Below are 18,882 nucleotides of genomic sequence, written 5' to 3'. Positions count from 1 at the left end.
GGGCAGGTCAGCAGCAGCCGCCCGCGGCGGCCGGTTCCTTCGTGCCGATGGCGACCTCGGCCGCGCCGGTGCAGCAGGTGCTGCCCTGCTGCTTGGTGAGGGAGTCGGCGTCGGCCTTGACGACGTACACCTCCCAGGGTTCCTGGCCGGGGCCGTGGACCCAGACCTTGTCCTGGAGGGCGTAGCAGCAGGTGGTGTCGTTCTCCACGTCGGTGGTCAGGCCGGCCTCGCCCAGGCGGGTGGAGGCGGCGTGGACCGCCTCGGTCGTCTCGACCTCGACGCCGAGGTGGTCCATGCGGGTCGCCTCGCCTGCGGTGCCTTCGATGAGGACGAGCTTGAGCGGGGGATCGGCGACGGCGAAGTTGGCGTAGCCGTCGCGGAGTTTGGCGGGCTCGGTGCCGAAGAGTTTCGTGTAGAAGGCGATGGATGCGGCGAGATCTGGGACGCGGAGGGCGAGCTGTACGCGAGATGTCATGGTGAAGCTCCTTGAGTGGGTGGGGAGTTCAGCAGCCGCCAGAGGTGGCGGCCGGGGTACCGATGCCGATCTGGAGGGTGGCGGGGGCGGCGCAGCATCCGCCGCCTGACTGTTCGGCGTTCTCCGGCTCGTCGAAGAGGCCCGCGCCGCCGCACACACCCGTCTCCGGGAGGGTCAACTCGACGCGTTCGGCGGCCTCTTGGTCGCCGGCGAGGGCGGCGGTGATGGAGCGGACCTGCTCGTAGCCGGTCATGGCGAGGAACGTGGGGGCGCGGCCGTAGGACTTCATGCCGACCAGGTAAACGCCCTGTTCGGGGTGGGAGAGCTCGTTCACGCCGTGCGGGTAGACCGTGCCGCAGGAGTGGACGTTCGGGTCGATGAGCGGGGCGAGCGCGGTCGGGGCCTGGAGGCGTTCGTCGAGGCCGAGGCGGAGTTCGGAGAGGAAGGAGAGGTCGGGGCGGAAGCCGGTCAGGACGATGACCTCGTCGACCGGGTCGAGGCGGCGGCCGTCCTCGGCGACGAGGGCGAGCTGGTCGCCGTCGTACTCCACAGCCTGTGTACGGAAGCCGGTGGTCGCGCTCGCGTGACCGGCCTCGACGGCCGCCTTCGCGCGCAGGCCCAGCGCGCCGCGTGCGGGGAGTTGGTCGGCCTCACCGCCGCCGTAGGTGTTCGTACCGATGCCCCGCCGCAGGATCCACACCGCGTGCGTGCCGTCCTCCTCCTTCGCCAGGTCGGCGAGGAGGGCGAGAGCGGTGAACGCGGAGGCGCCTGAGCCGACGACGGCGGTGCGCCTGCCCGCGTAACGGGCGCGTACAGCAGGGTCCTTGAGGTCGGGGACGCGGTAGGCGATGCGGTCGGCGGCCGTCTTCTCGCCGAGGGCGGGCAGACCGTCCGCGCCCAACGGGCTGGGGTTGGACCAGGTGCCGGAGGCGTCGATGACGGCGCGGGCGGTGATCCGCTCCTCGTGGCCGTCGGCGGACTGGATGTGCACGGTGAAGGGCTGCTCGTCGCGGCCGGCGTCGACGATGCGGTCGCGGCCGGCGCGGGCGACTCCGGTCACCGTCGTGCCGTAGCGGACCTTGTCGCCGAGGGCGTCGGCCAAGGGCTGGAGGTAGTGCTCGGCCCAGTCGCCGCCGGTCGGGTAGGCGGAGGAGTCGGGGCGGGTCCAGCCGGTTGGCGCGAGGAGCTTCTCGGCGGCCGGGTCGGTGACCTCACCCCAGGTGGAGAACAGACGGACGTGCGACCACTCGCGTACGGCGCTCCCGGCGGCCGGGCCGGTTTCCAGGACCAGGGGTTCGACGCCGCGCTCGACGAGATGGGCGGCGGCGGCCAGGCCGATGGGACCGGCACCGATGACCACTACGGGCAGCTGGTCGGTGGTGAGCGCGTTCACTGGGTTCCCCTTTACTTCGACGTTTGTCGATGGCTTGCGCGGCCAGCATGACACCTGTATCGACAAGCGTCAACATAGACGTTTGTCGAATTTGATGGTCGATTCCGGCCCGGAGAATCTGATCGTCGCTGGTCAGCGGGCATTGTCAGTGGGGTCTCGTGGGGTACGGGCATGACCGAGACGACCATTGAGGCTCGCCGCGCCGACTTCAACCAGCGCGCGAGCGACGCCATGTTGAACGTGTACAAGCTGGCCGCCGGCGGAGGTGGGCACTCCGGCGACGCCGTGACGGATCCTTACCGGGCGCTGCTGGGCGCCGCCGAGGCGACCTTCCGCGAGGGGGCCGAGGCCGGTGACGTGCAGAAGATGGTCGCCGGCTGGAACGAACTGACGGAGATCGCCGTGCATATCGGCAACAGCGACGCGTTGCTCGGTGCGGCGCTGCTGGGCACCGTTGTGCGGCACACGGGGCTGTCGCCGGAGGAGGTCATGGCCAGGACCGTCGACCTGGTCGAGTCCGACTGGGGCCAGTTCACACAGAGGTCGATCGGGCAGCACCGCGGAGCATGCGCTCGACGCCTCGCCCTGGACGGAGTCGATCTCGGCCCCCGTCGACTGGTTCGACATGTGTCAACATAGATGCATGTCGAATACTCGGGTGCTGCCGTTGCTGGAACCCGCCGCTGGCGAGGCTGCGGCACCGTGCTGCCCTCCGCTCACCGAGCGCCCCTTCACCGCGGAGGAAGCCGAAACGGCCGCGCGGATGTTCAAGGCGCTCGGTGATCCGGTACGGCTGCGCCTGTTCTCCCTTGTTGCCTCGCACGAGGGCGGCGAGGCGTGCGTGTGCGACATCTCCGACGTCGGCGTCTCCCAGCCGACCGTCTCCCACCACCTGAAGAAGCTCAAGGAAGCGGGCCTGCTCACCTCCGAGCGGCGCGGCACCTGGGTCTACTACCGTGTCGAGGCGTCCGTGCTGGCAGCGATGGGCAAGCTGCTGACCATCGCTCCGACCGCGGCCTGACCAACCGCATGAGGAATCACCGCTCAGTGTGGGCACCGGGACCGCCGGTCAGCTCTTGGTCCCGGCCGGCGACAACTCCGAACGCCTGCGCACAGAGGCCGCGTTCGCCGCTCTGTGGGGTGCCGCTCCAGTTCCGGATTCCTCCGGACGCAGGGACCGACACCGACTCGGTCGAGGCGGGGACCGCCAGGCCGACCGAGCCCTCCGCATGATCGCAGTGGTCCGGATGCGCTGTTGCCCCCGCAGGCGCGCATACGTTGCACGCCACACCACGGTATGACCGGATTCCAAGATCAAAGCGTCGACGGATATGCCGCCGAGCCGACCCGTCCGGGCCTCGCGCCAGCGTGTGCAACACCTAGTCCGGACGGGTCCAGGCGCGTAGGCGGCTGGTCAGGGCCCACAGCAGGTCGATGACCAGAGTCGTGTCGGCGGGGTCGAGGTCTTGCAGGAGCGTCGCCTCCGCGGCCAGGTGGTCCTGGAGGGCGACGTCGATCAGGCGACGGCCGTTGTCGGTCAGCTGGACCAGGGTGGAGCGGCGGTCGTCAGGGTTGGCGACACGGGTGATGTGCCCGACGGCGACGAGCCGGTCGAGCAGCTTCGTGGTGCCGCCCGAGGAGCGGACCAGCACCTGGGTGAGCTCCCCGGGCGTGGCCTGGAAGGGTTCGCCGCGGCGACGCAGCTCGGCGAGCAGAAAGAAATCCGGGCCCGACAGGCCGTGCTGGGCGGTGCTGGCGTCGTAGAACTCCTGGACCTGGCGGCCGGCGATGGCGAGGGCGCTGAACAGGCGGAACGGCGTGGGGTCGAGGTCGGGCCGGGCCACTCGCCATTCCGCGAGCACCCGCTCCACCTGCGCGGCCAACGCGGTCGGCGCGATCTCTGAGTTTCCCACGGGCATTGACCTTACCCGCAGAACGGAATATCTTCCGCGCGAGATACTTCCTGGAAAGAGACCTGAGGGGTGGCGTATGAACGAGGGCATCCGCAAGAAGAGCCCGCCAGGGCAGGGCGGCTCGGCATCGAGCGGGGAGCTGGGATGACCCTCTACCGCCTCGGCTCCGAGGGGGACCGTCCGCTGTCGACGGTGGCCCCGGACAGCCCGCCGATCGTGCAGGCGCTGCGCTACGGGATCACCGCGCCGAGCGCGCACAACACCCAGCCGTGGCGGATCGAGGTGGTGTCGGACACCGAGGCGCGGGTCTACTTCGACCCGGCCCGGCTGCTTCCCGTCACCGACCCGCCCGGCCGACAGGTGCACATCAGCCACGGCACTCTGGTGGAGATGACCTCGATCGCCGCCACCCATCTCGGGTACCGCACGGACGTCGACGTGCTGCCCGAGGGCGGGATGACCCTCGCCGAGTACGGTACGAAACCCACCGCGCACCTGAGACTCGTCGCCGACTCCCAGGTGGGCGAGGACCCCCTGTTCGCACAGATCCTGCACCGGCGCAGCAGCCGCCTGCCGCACACGCCCCAGCCGCTCACCGACGCCGAGCGCGCCGCGATATCGGCCGCCGCCACCCGTCCCGGCGTACAACCGGGCTGGATCGGCGCGCAGCGGATGGCCGACGCCATCGAGTGTGCCGTGCAGGGCATGACCGTCGAGGCCGACGATCACGGCACGTTCGAGGAGACCAACCAGTGGTTCCGGTTCACCGACGCCGAGATCGCGGCGAAGGGCGACGGGCTCAACCTCGACACCGCGGGCATGACCGGCCTGCCCCTGGCCGCGGCCCGCTGGACGACCCGGCCGAGCAACTGGCACAGCCGGATCAACCGGTCCGGCTACCTCAGGACCTTCGCCAAAACCGTCCGTGACACCAGGGCGCTGCTCACCCTGACGACCCCGGCGAACACCATGGCGGACTGGATCACCACCGGGCGTGCCTATGTGCGCGCACAGCTCACCGCGGCCGGCCACGACCTGAGATTCCACCCGCTCAGCCAGACCCTCCAGGAATTCCCGCAGATGGACCGGCTGCGCGCCCGGATGGACGCCCTCGCCGACGTCACCCCGCCCGGGAAGCTCCAGATGCTGGTCCGCGTCGGGCACACCCGCACCCCCGCCCTCTCACCCCGCCGCGACCTGCGCGGCATCCTGCAACCCCAGTGAGAGCCGGCGCGCCAGGTCCCTGACCCGCAGTCCACCGCGGCCGTCATCGCCGTGGTGCACAGGACGTCCCGGTGGACCGCGTCGACCCGGACCATGCACGCAGGCTGCTCGTCCGGGCACAGTCGTCGTCGATCTGCTCGCCGACCGGGTACCCGGGCTCCTGCGGACCCCGCGCGAGGCCGACCCCGCCTACGTCCTCCTCGATGGCACCCTGGCGGAACGCGATCGGGTCGGTGACAGCCGGGCCGACTTCTCCCCAAAACACCGACGCCACGGGGTGAACGTCCAGGTGGTGACCGACCCGGCCGGGCGGCTGCTGTGGATCTCACCCGCACTGCCCGGCCGCGCGCACGACCTCACCGCGGCCCGCGCCCACCGGATCATCCGGATCTGCGAACGCCAGGGCTTCCCCGTCCTCAGGTCTGGTCTGCGGCGAAGGCGCTGTGGCGTGACGGTCACTTCCGGGAGGCGGTCACCGCGCGGTCAAGAAGGTCAACCGTGAGGCGCAAGACAAGGTCGGCCGACGGGACGCGACCGAAACCGCCCTGTTCCAGAGCGTCTTCTCGAAGGACGAGCCGAGGCCCGGGCAGCCGCGTCTGCGTTCGATGATTGACGACGGCAGCGACACCTTCCGCAGCCTCCAACGTGGCGCCGCCGCCTTCGCCGAAGGTTGCTACGCCGGTATCCGGAATCCCAACAGTCACGAGGACGGCTTGCCGGGGCTTCCCCAGCACGAGGCTCTCGAACAGCTCGCCGCTTTCAGTGTCCTGGCCCGCTGGGTGGACACGGCGACGCGCACCACGTGACGCCACCCTCAGGCGTCTGTCGAAGGTCCACCGGCCGGGACGGCGGGGACGAAGGCATGAGGCCGCGCAGGTGACAGTCGGCGGCGAGCCCGGACTGGCCGCCGCCTTCCGCCCTCGCCTCTGCCGTGTACGTCACGCGGCAGGGCGGCCACGCACGAAGATGAGTGCCACCAGCCCCAACCCGACCACGGCGCCGACGAGTTGCATGCCGATGAACCCCAGGACCGAGCCCGGCGCGATGCCCGCGAAGGTGTCGGTGAAGGCGCGGCCGATGGTGACCGCCGGGTTGGCGAAGGACGTGGACGAGGTGAACCAGTACGCGGCGCCGATGTAGGAGGCGACGGCCACGGGGGCGTACCGCAGGCGGTCGGCGCGGGCGAGGCCGAAGATCAGCAGGATCAGGCCCGCCGTCGCGACCACCTCACCCAGCAGCAGGTGCCCCGAAGAGCGGTCGTGCGTGGACCACTTCACCAGCGGCTCGGCGAACATCGCGTCCGCCAGGATCGCTCCCGCGATCGCGCCGACGATCTGCGCAGGTACGTACACGGCCACCTCGCGCGGGGTGACTCCGGGGCCACCACGGCGAGCGGTCCACCACTCGGCCAAGGTGACGACCGGGTTGAAGTGGGCACCGGAGACCGGGCCGAGCAGCAGGATCAGGATGCCGAGGCCGAAGACGGTGGCGGTGGAGTTGGCCAGCAGTTGCAGGCCGACGTCCTTGGTGAGTTCGGTGGCCTGGATGCCGGAGCCGACCACGATCGCCACCAGGGCCGCGGTGCCTATGAGTTCGGCGGCGGCCCTGGCGATCAGGGGAGCACGCGGCGGAGTCGCACCCGGTGCGGACCCGACAGAAACGGGCGCAGGGGAGGACTGTGCCTGCGGGGCGGCTTCGGCGGCGGTCATGGACAGGCCCTCTTGTTCTGCGCGGCGGCGCGCGCGGACTCGGCCAGTTCGGCGAACTGGCCTGCGAGGGAGGCGAGGACCTCGGGCTTGAGCCGGTAGTAGGTGTACCGGCCGCACGGTTCCGTCTCGACGACCCCGGCCTCGCGCAGCACCTTCATGTGGTTGGAGAGGTTGGTCTGCCGGGCACCGGTCTCCTCCACGAGGTGAGTGGTGCACAGCGTCTCTTGGGCGAGCAGGGTCACGATCCGGAGCCTGAGCGGGTCGGCCAGAACCCGGATCAGATCAGTGTCGACTGACGTCAGCATGGGCTGATACTTTCATATCAGTGGTGGCTGACGCCACGGGGTGCTGATGTCACTCGCGCCTGATGCCATCCGTGCCTGATGTCGCCATGAGACGAGAGAGACCGCTGATGTCCGACAAGCCCTCCGTGCTGTTCGTCTGCGTCCACAACGCCGGCCGTTCCCAGATGGCCTCCGCGTGGCTGACCCACCTCGCGGGTGACCGCATCGAGGTCCGCTCCGCCGGTTCCGTCCCGGGCGACCAGGTCAACCCTTCCGCGGTCGAGGCCATGAAGGAGGTCGGCGTCGACATCTCCGACCAGAGGCCGAAGATCCTCACCACCGAGGCCGTCCAGGCATCCGACTACGTCATCACCATGGGCTGCGGCGACGCCTGCCCGATCTTCCCCGGCAAGAAGTACCTCGACTGGGCCCTGGAGGACCCGGCCGGCAAGGGTGTCGAGGCCGTCCGCCCGATCCGCGACGAGATCAGGACCCGTATCGAGGCCCTGATCGCCGAGATCGACGCACGGCAGGAGGCGTGACTCGTCGGTGCCCAGGTCCGACGTAAGCGTGCTCGATGTCCACGGGGACGAAGACCACTGAACTTCGGCCCCGCGCGGGGTTCGGTCCGGGCTCTCGGTAGCGTCACCGGGACACCGGCACCGAAGGAGACCCGCTACTTGTGGACCTGGGCATCATCGGGCAGGCAGCCGGGCTGTTCGCCGTCACCAACGTCGACGACATCCTGATCCTGGCGCTGTTCTTCGCCCAGGGCGCCGGGCACCACGGTTCCACGCGCCGCATCGTGCTCGGCCAGTACCTGGGCTTCGCCGCGATCCTCGCCGTGGCGGTGGCCGCCGCGTTCGGTGCTACGTTCCTGCCCGAGTCCGCGATCCCCTACCTCGGTCTGCTGCCGCTGGCGCTGGGCCTGAAGGCCGCCTGGCAGGCGTGGCGGAACCACCGCGACGGTGACGGGGACGAGGAGGAAGCGCAGGCCGAGGGGAGCGGGCCGAGTCCGCTGGAGGTCGCCGCGGTCACCTTCGCCAACGGCGGCGACAACATCGGTGTCTACGTGCCGGTCTTCGCCACGGCCGGCGTCGGCGGGATGAGCGTGTACGCCGTGGTGTTCCTCGTGCTGGTGGCGGTGTGGTGCTTCGCCGGCCGGTTCTTCGCGACCCGTCCGGTCATCGCGAAGGCCCTGTCCCGCTGGGGTCACATCCTGCTGCCCCTGGTCCTGATCGGCATCGGCCTGCTCATCCTCGTCGAGGGCGGCGCCTTCGGTCTGTGACGTGAACGGCCGTACCTGCGGGACCGGTTCTGAGTGCCCGCGACGGACGGGAGGCCCGTGACACCCAGGCTTCGGGTGTCACGGGCCTCGGTGTCATCGGGGTGCCGAGCCCCGCTCCCGGAGCAGGTCGGCCATGACCTTCATCTCCGACTGCTGGGCGTCGACCATGCCCTGGGCGAGCGTCTTCTCCTGGGGGACCGTGCACTGCTGGGCGCAGGCGCGGGCCATGTCGATGCCGCCCATGTGGTGGGCGTACATGAGCTGGAGGTAGAGGACCTCCGCCTGTTTGCCACTGAGCTTGCCGAGTCGACCGAGTTCGGTGTTGGTGGCCATGCCCGGCATGAGGGAGCCGTCCTTCACCTGGTGGCCCATCCCGCCCATGGGCATCCAGGTCATGTAGCCGTCGGCGGACGTCACCGGCAGGTCCCACAGCGAGAGCCAGCCGAGCAGCATGCCGCGCTGGTTGGCCTGGGTCTGGGCGATGTCGTAGGCGAGGCCCCGGACTTCGGTGTTCTTCGTACGGTCGCGGACGATGTAGGCCATTTCGACGGCCTGTTGGTGGTGGACGGCCATGTCGCGGGCGAAGCCGGCGTCGGCGGAGCCGGCCGTGGGGACGGCGGCTGACTTGTTGTCGCCGTCGTCGTTGTCCGTGATGGCTAGCAACGAGAGGGCCAGGACGACGGCGACCAAGGCCGCCGCGCCGGCGACGAGCCAGCGGCTGAGCGCGGGCTTGCGGGCGGGTACGTCGTCCAGGTCGGTGTCGTCCGGTGCGGTGGCGGTCGTGTCGGTCATGAGGCGGTCAGCCCGTTGGTGCAGGCGGCGCCCGGCTCCGGGGTCTGCGCACCCTGCACGTACTTGGTGAGGAACTCCTCGACCCGCGGGTCGGAAGCCGTGTTGACGCTGAGCTGGTGGCCCCAGGCCGAGAGCATGACCGTCCCGGACTCGGTCTTGTCCGGACTCATCAGCGTGTACGGGGTCTTGGAGACCTTGTCGGCGAGGGTCTTGAGGTCGGCTGCGGTCGCCTTGTCGTTGTACGTCACCCAGACCGCGCCGTGTTCGAGGGAGTGGACGGCGTTCTCGTTCGGTATGGCCTTGGTGTAGACGTTGCCGTTGCAGGTCATCCAGACCGGGGCGTGGTTGCCGCCGACGGGCGGGTTCATCGGGTAGCTGACCTTGGTCTCGACATGGTTGCGGCCGAGCTTCTTGGCGTCCCAGGTCTTCTCGCCGCGTATGAGCTTCTTCGCGGCGGCGGCCTTCTGGTCCTTCTTCTCGTTGGCGTTGTTGACGGCGTAGGCGCCCCAGCCGACCAGCCCGGCGACCATGACCGTGCTGAGGGTGATGGTGAGGATGCGGTTTCTGCGGTCGCGAGCCTTCTCGGCGCGGCGCATCGCCTCGATACGGGCCTTACGGTCGGCGGCAGCCGCCTTCTTGCTGGTCTTGCTCATGGGTACGTCCTTGTCCCCGCCGCACGGTGTCGTCGTACGGCGGTGGGTGAGTGCAGGGGTGAGGGCATGCCGGTGCGCGTGCGCGCGGGCATCTCTCTAGATCCGCTGCACCTGGAGGACGTGGAGATCGGGAGCGCCACGAGCGGGCGGGAGAGCGGGGCAACGCGCGCGGGTGCCCGGCCCGAGGCTGCTCCGCACGGCGGGCAGGATCGCGGGCAGAGGTTCGGCGGGCGCGGTGCGGACGGCTCGTACGCCGTGGGCGACCGGGTCGCAGCACACGTCACCGGCCGGACAGCCGCCCGGGTCCGAGAACGTCCTGGCGTGGTGCGTCCCCGAGACGTCCGCCGGGACCGCCGTGACGGACATGGTGGTCATGGGGGCGGCAGCCGGGGCTTCGGTGGCGTGGGCCAGGGCGCCCAGACACATCACCAACGCGGCGAACAACACCGCAAGGGCAGGGCAGAGCGCCACGGTCCGCGTGGTCCGCCACGCGCCATGCGCCCTGTGCTGCTCCCGCCCAGTCATCACCGTGATGCTAAGCGGTGCCTGTGAGCACGCTTTCGGCCGGGCTCGGGAGATCAGCGCCCCGCCCGTTTCTTCGGGATCTTCATGAGCGTCCACCCGGCGTTCGCCGCCCTGATCGGCGTGCTCGTCCCGGACCAGCACCTTGGCGCGGCATCGTGGCTGGTCATCACCGTGATCGTCACCGCCGACGCTGTGTCCGTGGGCACCGCCGCCAGCCGCTCGAAGACCGACCTCTTCGCGGTTGGCCCCGTCGGCCGCCCGCGCCCGGGTGTGTGCCTGCGCCCTCCGTCACGGCGACGTACGGGCCCCTAGGGAGCGGTAGCTCCGCGCGAAAAAAGGTACCCGGCACGACTGGGCTCACGGCGCCGGTACGGCACCGATCTGCTGCATCACCCCGAGGAGATCGGGCTGGCCCCGTTCGCCGACGATCCGGCCGTCGGCCAGGTAGTAGAAGTTCATGGCCTGCACCGAGATCTTGTTGCCGCTCGCCGGGATCCCGAAGAATTCGCCGTCGTGGGTTCCCCGCATGGTGAACCGCGCGGCCACGGTGTCGCCTTCGGTGACCGTCTCCTCCAGCGTCCACTGGACGTCGGGGAAGGCGCCGCGCATCATCCCGATGACTTCCAGGTACCCGTCGGGCCCCCGCAGTGGTTCCGGGTGGCTTGGCGCGTGGAACACCGCGTCCGGAGAAATGACCTCGCGGGCGAGATCCTCGTCGCCCGTGTTGATGAACTCGACGAAACGGTTCATCACTGACTCGGTGGACTGCGATGGCATCTTGCTGTGCCTCTCCGGAGACGTTTGGGCGGGTATCGGCGAGCGTAACATCGAATCGATGTTCACATCGATTCGATGTTCGCGTGCGAAGATGGCCTCATGCTGGAACTCGCGATACTCGGCTTCCTCGCCGAGGGGCCCCTGCCCGGACACGAGCTGCGCCGCCGCGTCTCACAGCTGACCGGTTATACGCGGCCGGTCAGTGACGGCAGCCTGTATCCGGCGATCAATCGCCTGACCAGGGCGGGCCTGGTCGAGCGGCGCGCCGACCCGGCCGCGGGGGCGGCCCGGTACATGCTCAGCCTGACCGCGGCCGGACGGGCGGACATGCTTCAACGCCTGCGCAAGCCCGCCGACCACGAGATCACCGACTACGCCCGGTTCTACGTCGTCCTGGCCTTCCTCTCCCACCTGCCCGACGCGGCCGAACGGCACGCGGTGCTGCGCAGACGGCTGGAGTTCCTGGAAGAACCGGCGAGCTTCTTCTACGACAACGAGCGCCCCCTGCGTGCCGAGGAGGTCGCCGACCCCTACCGGCGAGGCATGCTGCTCACCGCCCGCGCCACCAGCCGCGCCGAACGGACCTGGCTGCGCGAGACCCTCGGCGAGGAACCACCCGCATTCGACACCGCACGCACCGACAGCGATCCGCATGCGCCCGCCGCTCCCGCGAGCTGACTGTCCACGGAGGTACCCCCATGCTTGCATCCTGGTACGACGACCAGGGCCCCGCCGGCGATGTCCTGCACGTCGGTGAACTCCCTGATCCCGTCCCCGGCCCCGGCGAGGTCCGCGTCCGCGTCACCGTCTCGGGCGTCAACCCCGGCGACACCAAGAAACGGCGCGGCTGGCTCGGCTCGTCCATGCCCTTCCCGCGGGTGATCCCGCACAGCGACGCCGCCGGAGTCATCGACGCCGTGGGCGCCCAGGTCGACGCCCGCCGCGTCGGACAGCGGGTCTGGGTGTACGGCGCCCAGTCCTACCGCCCCTTCGGCACAGCTGCTCAGTACACCGTCGTACCCGACCACCAGGCCGTACCTCTGCCCGACCACCTCAGTGACGAGCTGGGGGCGAGCCTCGGCATCCCCGGCATCACCGCCCACCGCACCGTCTTCGCCGACGGCCCGGTCGACGGCCAACTGGTCCTGGTCCACGGTGTTCTCGGCGGCGTCGGCTCCCTGGCCGCCCAGCTCGCCCACTGGGCCGGCGCCACCGTGATCGCCACCGTCCGCCGCACCGCGGACCTCGACCACGTCGACCCGGCCGTCGTCTCCCACGCCGTCGCCCTGGACACCGGCGACCCCGCCACAGTCATCCGCTCGTACGCGCCGCGGGGCGTCGACCGGATCATCGAGGTCGCGCTGTCCGACAACGCCGACCTCGACAACGCCGTCGCCGCCCAGGGGGCCGTCATCGCCGCCTACGCCACCCGCGCGGACCGCACCGAGATCCCCTTCTGGCCTCTGCTGTTCAACAACGTCACCCTGCGGCTGCTCGGCAGCGACGACTTCCCCGCCGAGGCCAAGCACCAGGCCGCCCGCGACCTCACCTCCGCAGCCGCCGTCGGCACCCTCACCGTCCCCGTCGGCAACCGTTACCCGCTGGACGACATCGCCAAGGCCCACGACCACGTCGACGCCGGCGGTGACCACGGCCGCACCCTGGTCACCCTCCCTCAATAGCGCAGAAGAAAACGCGGAGGGCACGCCACCCTCAAATGGGTCTAGACAACAAACAACCCCCAGGCCGCTGACCTGGGGGCAAATTCTGGAGCGGGTGACGAGAATCGAACTCGCACTCTCAGCTTGGGAAGCGACGGCGCTTGGGGAGCCTTACGCCGTCCGACCTGCACAGATCCGTTCGGCCGCCGCTGGTGTGGGGGCTTGATGGCCCCGTTGTTGACCGTGATTGTCCGCTCTGAAGGGCACGCTATGGGCACGGCGCTCCAGGACGGGCGGGTGCCGCGCTGAAGTGGCCACTTTCTGCACGGGGTCGGTCCGTGCCAGGGACGACTGCGCGGAGCCGTTGCGTGTGCACATGGATGGCTGGCCCCTTCCGCGCCTGAGTCCCGAAGATCACAAAAAGCCTCGGCGATGATGCTGACTCTGGTCCCCATCGGGAGCAGCCTGGTGCGCAGGCGGCGCAGTATGCGCGCGCGTCCGGCCAGTGGCCCGGCGGTGTAGCGCAGTTTCGGCTTCGGGTCGGTCGCCGCCGCGACGATCGCCTTGGCGACGGCGGCGGGGGCGTCGCCGTTCCTGACGGCCTGCGCCATGACGCGGTCGACGGTCTGCCGCTGCTTCGCGTAGGCGTGCAAGGGGGGGCGGGCTTCGCGCTGTTGGCCTCGAATCCGGTCCTGGTGTAGGCGGGTTCGACGATGAGTGCCCGGATGCCGTGGTCGCGGACCTCGTGGTCGAGGGACTCGGTATAGCCCTCGATCGCGTGCTTGGAGGCGGCGTAGGCGGCCATGTAGGGCTGGGGCAGGAACCCGAGCACGGACGAGATGTTGATGATGCGCCCGCGTCGCTGGGCGCGCATGTGCGGCAGGACCTCGTTCACCATGCGCATGACCCCGAAGACGTTGGTGTCGAAGACGGACAGGGCGTGCTCGACGGAGGTTTCCTCGGCCGCCCCCATCGAGCCGACGCCGGCGTTGTCGACCAGGACGTCGATCCGCCCGAGCCGCTCGCTCACCTCCTGGACGGCTGCGGAGGCCGAGGCGTTGTTGACGACGTCGAGGTCGAGGAACGTCACGCCGTCTAGCGGAGTGACGCGCGAGGTGTCACGGCTTGTGCCGACCACGTTGAATCCGGCTGCGACCAGGGTGAGCGCGGTTTCCTTCCCGATGCCGGATGACGCACCCGTCACGAGTGCCACCGGCCGGTTCGTCGTCATCACGGACTCCCGCGCTCACTCAAAACCGATCAGTTTCCGATAGAGTAAACCGATCGGTTTCCGCATGCAGGTTCAAGCAGGGAGAATGTCGTCATGGGCCGGATCAGTGCGCAGGAGCGGCGTGAGAACGTCATTCGCGCGGCGATCACCGAGTTCGCGCGTACGGGCTACCACGGCACCTCGACCGCGGCGATCGCCAAGCCAGTGGGTGTCACGCAGCCGTATCTCTTCCGGCTCTTCCCGGACAAGAAGGCGATCTTCGTCGCCGCTTTGGTGCGGAGCATGGAGGACACCCGCCTGGCTTTCGAGAGGGCGGCCGACGGGGTGGAGGATGGCGAGCAGGCCCTCCAGTCATTGACGAGCGCTTACGCGCACCTGATGTCGACGCGCCCCGAAACGCTCCTGATGCAGATGCAGGGATATGTCGCCGTGGCGGCCGCCGAGGCGCAGAGCGATGACCTGATCGGTGAGGTCGTCCGGGCCGGCTGGATGAGGATCTGGGAAACCGTGCACCTGTCGCTGGGCGCCGATGCCGACGCGACCGCGAGCTTCTTCGCCTGCGGCATGCTCGGCAACACGCTTACGGCCATCGGGCTTCCCGCGAGCACCGGACGGTGAGGGCGTTTTCCGGACGGGCGATGCGTCAGCGTACGCCTGCCGCGTCGAGCAGGGTGGTCACCGTGGGGGCGATGAGCCCGGTCAGGTTGTCGGCCTGGATTCCCGCGCGGGCGCTGGCGCCGTCGAAGACCAGGATGAGCTGCCGGGCCAGCAGATCGGGATCGCCCGCCCCGCCCTGCTCGGCCTCGGCACGGAAGAAGGCGGTCAGGTTCGCCTTGACCTGATGAGCGACCCGGCTCGCGGGGTGACTCTGGTCCTTGAGTTCTACCTGTACGGCCAGGTACCGGCAGCCGTGGAACTCGGGGGCGCCGGACTGTGATTCCACCTGCGCGAAGACGTGCAGGATCCGCTCGCGGGGTGAACGGTTGTCGTCCGTCGCGGGCAGGAGGGTCGCCGCGTAGGTGGAGGAGCGAGCCTTCAGGCTTGCTGCCAGGAGTTCGTCCTTGCTCTCGAACAGCTGGTACATGGAGCGTTTCGACACCCCCGCCGCCTTGCACAGCGCCTCGACGCCGATGCTGACGCCCTCTCGGTAGGTGAGCGTGGCCGCCGCCTCCAGCAATCGCTCCCTGGGGCTCAGTTTCACTTCGGTGGTCATACCGCGAGGTTAACCCGAAACGGACGAAATGAAAACCGATCGGTTTCCGGGGCTCCGGGGGAATCGAGAGCCTGACGGGCACCCTCTCCGGCGTCGAAGGCATCCCCCTGCCGCCAGTCCTCCGCCTCCATCTCACGCCCGACACCGTCCCGGAGTGGCTCTACGACACGGTCGGAAAACTCGACCTCAAGCTCCGACTCGGCTTGGACGACGCCGACATCGACCAGGCCGGTCAGACAGGTGACGGGCTCGTCATCCCGGGGATCCACGGGTACAGAACGCCCCGATGAGTCCGGGGAGCCGGTTGGGCTTGCGTCTGGGAACCGATCGGTTTACCGTGATGGAAACCGATCGGTTTCTCATTCTGTGGAGGCAGTCATGACCGCACTCAAGGGCGCCAACGTCTTCGTCACCGGCGGCAGCCGAGGCATCGGCAAGGCCCTGGTGGAAGAGCTGTATGCGCGCGGTGCCGGCAAGGTCTACGCCACGGCCCGCGACCCGCGCACGGTGACGCACCCCGACGCGGTCCCGGTGGCGCTGGAGGTCACCGACCCGGCCTCCGTGGCGGCCGCCGCCGCGCAGGCGCAGGACGTGACCGTGCTGATCAACAACGCCGGTGCCGCGGTCGGCGCATCGTTCCTCGACTCCCCGGTCGACGACGTACGCCGGGAGTTCGAGACCAACTTCTACGGCCCGCTGCTTCTCACCCGCGCCTTCGTCCCCCTCATCGAGCGCAACGGCGGCGGCCACCTCCTCAACGTGCACTCCGTGCTGTCCTGGCTGGCCCTCGGCGGCTCCTACAGCGCGTCCAAGGCCGCTCTGTGGTCGCAGACCAACTCCCTGCGCCTGGAGCTGCAGCCGCGCGGCATCGCCGTCACCGGACTGCACGTCGGCTACGTCGACACGGACCTGGCGGCGGACGTCGAGGCGCCCAAGTCCGACCCGCGTGACGTTGCCTCCCTCGCCCTCGACGGCGTCGAGACGGGCGCGTACGAGGTGCTCGCCGACGACATATCGCGGCAGGTCAAGGCCGGTCTGGCCGGCGACCTTGCCGGCCTGTACGCCCAGCTGGCGAAGTAACCCCCTTTACACCCGAGGAGTCGGCGAGATGCCCAGCCACGAGTCACGTCCCACGATCCACATTCAGGGAACCACCAGCCACACCCTCGCCCCGCGCGCAGGACACCGCAGCGACGAGGGGACCCTGCGTTACCTCAAGGCGGGTACCGGCGCCCCCCTGGTCCTGCTGCACACCGTGCGCACCCAGGCCGAGCACTTCCGCCACCTCATCCCGCTGATCGCGGACCAGTACACCGTGTACGCCCTCGACCTGCCGGGGATGGGCTACTCCGAGATCGTGCCCGGGGCGTCGTACGACGAGCCGGCCATGCGCGCGGGCGTCGAGCGGCTCCTGACCGAACTCGACCTCCACGACGTGACGTTGGTCGGGGAGTCCATGGGGGCGGTGCTCGCCCTGACCGCCGCGGCCGACCTGCCCGAGCGGGTCCGGCGCGTCGTCGCGGTGAACGCGTACGACTTCCGCGGCGGTATCGCCCGGTCGAGTCTGCTGGCCCGTGGGGTGGTCGGCGGTGTCCTCACTCCGGGGGTGGGCCCGGTGGTCGCCGGGGTGGAGCCCAAGCCCGTGGTCCGCAGGATCCTGCAGGGCGGGGTGGTCGACAAGACCGCGCTGCGGGAGGACTACCTCGACGAACTCCTCCAGGTGGGCGGCCGCCCCGGCTACCCGAGCGTTGCCCGGGGCGTGTACCAGAACATGCCCAGCCTCATCGCCGCCCGCTCGCGCTACCCCGAGGTCAAGGCGCCCGTCCACCTCGTCTACGGGGAGAAGGACTGGTCCCGGCCCTCGGACCGGGAGGCCAACAAGAAGCTGCTGCCTGCCGCCGAGTTCACGCAGGTGCCGAAGGCCGGCCACTTCATCGCGCTGGAACGGCCCGACCTGCTGGCCGACCTGCTGAACGCGGTGGCGTGACCGCCCCGAGGGCGCTGTAGTCACCCCCGTTCGGGTGTAGTGGGGGACGGAGACCAGGTTCGAGCATGTGTCTGACAGCGTCGTGCATGCAAAGGAGCAGCGCGTGGCAGAGATCCAGGTCGAGTCCGACGTTCCGGCTCAGATGCGTGACGGCATCGTGCTGCGCGCCGATGTCTACCGGCCCGGGGGTGCAGGGCCGTGGCCGGTGCTGCTGAGCCGACTGCCGTACGGCAAGCAGATGGCCCTGGCGATCGCCCTCCTCGATCCCCTGGCGGCGGCTCGGCGTGGCTTCATGGTGGTCCTCCAGGACACCCGCGGCCGGTTCGCCTCCGAAGGGGAGTGGGAGCCGTGGACGTACGAGGAGAGCGACGGGTACGACACCGTACGGTGGGCCGCCGCCCTTCCCGGAGCGAACGGCTCCGTCGGCATGATCGGCGGCAGCTACTTCGGCAACACCCAGTGGATGGCGGCGCTGTCCAAGCCGCCGGAGTTGAAGGCGATCGCGCCGATGGTCACGTGGTCCGAACCGGACGACGGACTGTGGACGCGCGGCGGCGCGATCGAACTCGGCATCACCGCGCCCTGGTCCCTCATGATGGGCGCCGACGCGCTGATGCGCCGGCACAGCACCGACCCGGCCACGCTCGGCGGCAGTCTCGGCGGGCTCGTGCGGGATCTCGACGGCCTGGCCGACGGCGGCTACGGCGAACTGCCCGCCGGGCGGTTCCCCGCGTTCGTCCGGCACGACCTTCCCGAGCTGGGCTACGAGAGGTCCCGGCGGGAGCCCGAGTGGGCGCGGTCCTGCCGTGTCGCGGGCCGGCACGACGAGGTCGACCTGCCCACCTTCCAGGTCGGCGGCTGGTACGNGCACACTCGACAACTTCACCGCCATGCGCCGCGCCGGCCGGTCCGCCACGCTGATCATGGGTCCGTGGAGTCACTCCAACCAGCAGCACGTCATCGGCGACGTCAACTTCGGGTTCGGCGCGAACTCCGCCTTCATGGGCATGCGCGGACCCCTGCACGGCCTCCAGCTCGACTGGTTCCAGCGCACGATCGGCGACGGTGAGGCGCTGGAGCCGGACACGGGCAGGGTGCTGCTGTTCGTCATGGGCGTCAACCAGTGGCGCGAGGAGACGGAATGGCCCCTGTCGCGGGCCGTGGACACGGACTTCCACCTGCGCGCCGACGGGCGCCTGACGCGGGAGCCGCCCGCTGTCGCCGAGCAGGCCGAGGAGTTCACCTACGATCCGACGGATCCGGTGCCCACCAGCGGCGGCGCGTTGCTGATGACCGACGAGTTCCGTCCCGGGCCTCTCGACCAGAGGGACGTGGAGGCGCGTGAGGACGTCCTGGTCTTCACCACCGAACCCCTCACCGAGGACATCGAGGTGACCGGCCGCGTCGAGGCCGTGCTCTTCGCGGCCACGGACGGGCCCTCGACCGACTGGGTGGCACGGCTGTGTGACGTCGACGAGCACGGCGTCTCCCGCAATGTGACCGACGGCATCGTGCGGGTGCGGGCGACCCCGGGTGAGCCGGCCGAGCACGTCGTGGACCTGTGGTCGACCAGCATCGTCTTCCGGGCAGGGCACCGCATACGGGTCCAGGTCACCTCCAGCAACTTCCCCCGCTGGGACCGCAACCTCAACACAGGCGAACCCGAGGAGAGCGCGACCACGGCCCGGGTGGCCCGCCAGCGGGTCTTCCACGACCCCACCCGGCCCTCCCGCATCGTGCTGCCGGTGGTTCCGGCC

22 protein-coding genes and 5 pseudogenes are annotated in these 18,882 nt (G+C 69.8%); 16 read left to right on the top strand and 11 right to left on the bottom strand.

Annotated elements, in window-relative coordinates:
• Positions 1-7: 7 nt before the first annotated feature.
• The gene (locus JHN45_RS14165; RefSeq protein WP_201049213.1) at positions 8-475 is read right to left on the bottom strand and encodes an ArsI/CadI family heavy metal resistance metalloenzyme; all 468 of its coding nucleotides are present in this window, start codon (positions 473-475) and stop codon (positions 8-10) included.
• A gap of 28 nt (positions 476-503) precedes the next feature.
• The gene (locus JHN45_RS14160; protein WP_201049212.1) at positions 504-1,868 is read right to left on the bottom strand and encodes an NAD(P)-binding domain-containing protein; all 1,365 of its coding nucleotides are present in this window, start codon (positions 1,866-1,868) and stop codon (positions 504-506) included.
• 171 nt (positions 1,869-2,039) lie between these two features.
• On the opposite strand from JHN45_RS14160, the gene JHN45_RS14155 reads away from it, so the two are divergent.
• From JHN45_RS14155 to JHN45_RS54695, 3 genes and pseudogenes are all read left to right on the top strand, one after another.
• Entirely contained in the window at positions 2,040-2,507 is a 468-nt protein-coding gene (locus JHN45_RS14155; protein ID WP_201049211.1) for a hypothetical protein, read from the top strand.
• 4 nt (positions 2,508-2,511) lie between these two features.
• Complete coding sequence (locus tag JHN45_RS14150) at positions 2,512-2,889, top strand: helix-turn-helix transcriptional regulator (RefSeq protein ID WP_201049210.1); 378 nt, start codon at positions 2,512-2,514, stop codon at positions 2,887-2,889.
• Positions 2,890-2,914: 25 nt separating this feature from the next.
• Positions 2,915-3,154, top strand: a pseudogene (locus JHN45_RS54695) (transposase); the annotation flags it as partial.
• Positions 3,155-3,247: 93 nt separating this feature from the next.
• Here JHN45_RS54695 and JHN45_RS14140 read toward each other — a convergent pair.
• The gene (locus JHN45_RS14140; protein WP_201049209.1) at positions 3,248-3,781 is read right to left on the bottom strand and encodes a MarR family winged helix-turn-helix transcriptional regulator; all 534 of its coding nucleotides are present in this window, start codon (positions 3,779-3,781) and stop codon (positions 3,248-3,250) included.
• A 144-nt stretch (positions 3,782-3,925) separates the two neighbouring features.
• Here JHN45_RS14140 and JHN45_RS14135 point away from each other — a divergent pair, with 144 nt between their 5' ends.
• The 3 genes and pseudogenes from JHN45_RS14135 to JHN45_RS14125 all read left to right on the top strand — a co-directional run.
• The gene (locus tag JHN45_RS14135; protein WP_201049208.1) at positions 3,926-5,005 is read left to right on the top strand and encodes a nitroreductase family protein; all 1,080 of its coding nucleotides are present in this window, start codon (positions 3,926-3,928) and stop codon (positions 5,003-5,005) included.
• 118 nt (positions 5,006-5,123) lie between these two features.
• Positions 5,124-5,423 (top strand): annotated as a pseudogene (locus tag JHN45_RS14130) (transposase family protein); the annotation flags it as partial.
• Positions 5,424-5,541: 118 nt separating this feature from the next.
• Positions 5,542-5,811: pseudogene (locus JHN45_RS14125) on the top strand (TIGR02391 family protein); the annotation flags it as partial.
• Positions 5,812-5,943: 132 nt separating this feature from the next.
• Here the strand turns inward: JHN45_RS14125 and JHN45_RS14120 are convergent.
• The gene (locus JHN45_RS14120) at positions 5,944-6,714 is read right to left on the bottom strand and encodes an aquaporin (RefSeq protein WP_201049207.1); all 771 of its coding nucleotides are present in this window, start codon (positions 6,712-6,714) and stop codon (positions 5,944-5,946) included.
• A complete protein-coding gene (locus tag JHN45_RS14115) occupies positions 6,711-7,019 on the bottom strand; it encodes a helix-turn-helix transcriptional regulator (protein ID WP_200709780.1) in 309 nt (102 codons plus the stop codon). The genes JHN45_RS14120 and JHN45_RS14115 overlap by 4 nt, the downstream gene beginning before the upstream one ends.
• Before the next feature lie 107 nt (positions 7,020-7,126).
• Here JHN45_RS14115 and JHN45_RS14110 point away from each other — a divergent pair, with 107 nt between their 5' ends.
• Together JHN45_RS14110 and JHN45_RS14105 are read left to right on the top strand one after the other, a co-directional pair.
• On the top strand, positions 7,127-7,540 hold the full coding sequence (locus tag JHN45_RS14110) for an arsenate reductase ArsC (protein ID WP_201049206.1): 414 nt from the start codon (positions 7,127-7,129) through the stop codon (positions 7,538-7,540).
• 140 nt (positions 7,541-7,680) lie between these two features.
• A complete protein-coding gene (locus JHN45_RS14105) occupies positions 7,681-8,286 on the top strand; it encodes a cadmium resistance transporter (RefSeq protein ID WP_201049205.1) in 606 nt (201 codons plus the stop codon).
• 93 nt (positions 8,287-8,379) lie between these two features.
• Here JHN45_RS14105 and JHN45_RS14100 read toward each other — a convergent pair whose 3' ends face one another.
• From JHN45_RS14100 to JHN45_RS14090, 3 genes are all read right to left on the bottom strand, one after another.
• On the bottom strand, positions 8,380-9,078 hold the full coding sequence (locus tag JHN45_RS14100) for a DUF305 domain-containing protein (RefSeq protein ID WP_201049204.1): 699 nt from the start codon (positions 9,076-9,078) through the stop codon (positions 8,380-8,382).
• A complete protein-coding gene (locus tag JHN45_RS14095) occupies positions 9,075-9,731 on the bottom strand; it encodes a DUF3105 domain-containing protein (protein ID WP_201049203.1) in 657 nt (218 codons plus the stop codon). The genes JHN45_RS14100 and JHN45_RS14095 overlap by 4 nt, the downstream gene beginning before the upstream one ends.
• Positions 9,732-9,827: 96 nt before the next feature.
• Positions 9,828-10,256: a hypothetical protein gene (locus tag JHN45_RS14090; protein ID WP_201049202.1), complete on the bottom strand. Its 429-nt coding sequence runs from the start codon at positions 10,254-10,256 to the stop codon at positions 9,828-9,830.
• An 84-nt stretch (positions 10,257-10,340) separates the two neighbouring features.
• Between JHN45_RS14090 and JHN45_RS14085 the strand changes: the two genes are divergently transcribed.
• Positions 10,341-10,568 (top strand): hypothetical protein, encoded by a 228-nt coding sequence (locus JHN45_RS14085; RefSeq protein ID WP_201049201.1) that lies wholly within the window; start codon positions 10,341-10,343, stop codon positions 10,566-10,568.
• A 45-nt stretch (positions 10,569-10,613) separates the two neighbouring features.
• Here the strand turns inward: JHN45_RS14085 and JHN45_RS14080 are convergent, their stop codons facing one another.
• A complete protein-coding gene (locus JHN45_RS14080; RefSeq protein WP_236583659.1) occupies positions 10,614-11,006 on the bottom strand; it encodes an ester cyclase in 393 nt (130 codons plus the stop codon).
• A 126-nt stretch (positions 11,007-11,132) separates the two neighbouring features.
• Between JHN45_RS14080 and JHN45_RS14075 the strand changes: the two genes are divergently transcribed.
• Both JHN45_RS14075 and JHN45_RS14070 read left to right on the top strand, forming a co-directional pair.
• Complete coding sequence (locus tag JHN45_RS14075; RefSeq protein ID WP_201049199.1) at positions 11,133-11,711, top strand: PadR family transcriptional regulator; 579 nt, start codon at positions 11,133-11,135, stop codon at positions 11,709-11,711.
• Between the two features lie 20 nt (positions 11,712-11,731).
• A complete protein-coding gene (locus tag JHN45_RS14070) occupies positions 11,732-12,715 on the top strand; it encodes an NADPH:quinone reductase (protein WP_201049198.1) in 984 nt (327 codons plus the stop codon).
• Between the two features lie 455 nt (positions 12,716-13,170).
• Here the strand turns inward: JHN45_RS14070 and JHN45_RS14065 are convergent.
• Positions 13,171-13,925, bottom strand: a pseudogene (locus tag JHN45_RS14065) (oxidoreductase); the annotation flags it as partial.
• 93 nt (positions 13,926-14,018) lie between these two features.
• On the opposite strand from JHN45_RS14065, the gene JHN45_RS14060 reads away from it, so the two are divergent.
• Positions 14,019-14,543, top strand: coding sequence for a TetR/AcrR family transcriptional regulator (locus JHN45_RS14060; RefSeq protein ID WP_201049197.1), 525 nt, complete (start codon positions 14,019-14,021; stop codon positions 14,541-14,543).
• A 25-nt stretch (positions 14,544-14,568) separates the two neighbouring features.
• Here JHN45_RS14060 and JHN45_RS14055 read toward each other — a convergent pair whose 3' ends face one another.
• Positions 14,569-15,138 (bottom strand): TetR/AcrR family transcriptional regulator, encoded by a 570-nt coding sequence (locus tag JHN45_RS14055; RefSeq protein WP_201049196.1) that lies wholly within the window; start codon positions 15,136-15,138, stop codon positions 14,569-14,571.
• A 378-nt stretch (positions 15,139-15,516) separates the two neighbouring features.
• Between JHN45_RS14055 and JHN45_RS14050 the strand changes: the two genes are divergently transcribed.
• The 4 genes and pseudogenes from JHN45_RS14050 to JHN45_RS54030 form a co-directional block, all read left to right on the top strand.
• Positions 15,517-16,218 (top strand): SDR family oxidoreductase, encoded by a 702-nt coding sequence (locus tag JHN45_RS14050; protein WP_201049195.1) that lies wholly within the window; start codon positions 15,517-15,519, stop codon positions 16,216-16,218.
• A gap of 28 nt (positions 16,219-16,246) precedes the next feature.
• Entirely contained in the window at positions 16,247-17,125 is an 879-nt protein-coding gene (locus tag JHN45_RS14045; protein WP_201049194.1) for an alpha/beta fold hydrolase, read from the top strand.
• A gap of 142 nt (positions 17,126-17,267) precedes the next feature.
• Positions 17,268-17,933, top strand: a pseudogene (locus JHN45_RS54035) (CocE/NonD family hydrolase); the annotation flags it as partial.
• Positions 17,934-18,015: 82 nt separating this feature from the next.
• Positions 18,016-18,882, top strand: an 867-nt coding sequence (locus JHN45_RS54030) for a CocE/NonD family hydrolase (RefSeq protein ID WP_307783104.1), incomplete at its 3' end; no start/stop codon positions are given.

This window comes from Streptomyces sp. MBT53, assembly GCF_016654115.1.
Classification (GTDB): domain Bacteria; phylum Actinomycetota; class Actinomycetes; order Streptomycetales; family Streptomycetaceae; genus Streptomyces.
The sequence above is the reverse complement of the archived record's forward strand: the minus strand, read 5'-3'. Positions and strand labels throughout refer to the sequence as shown.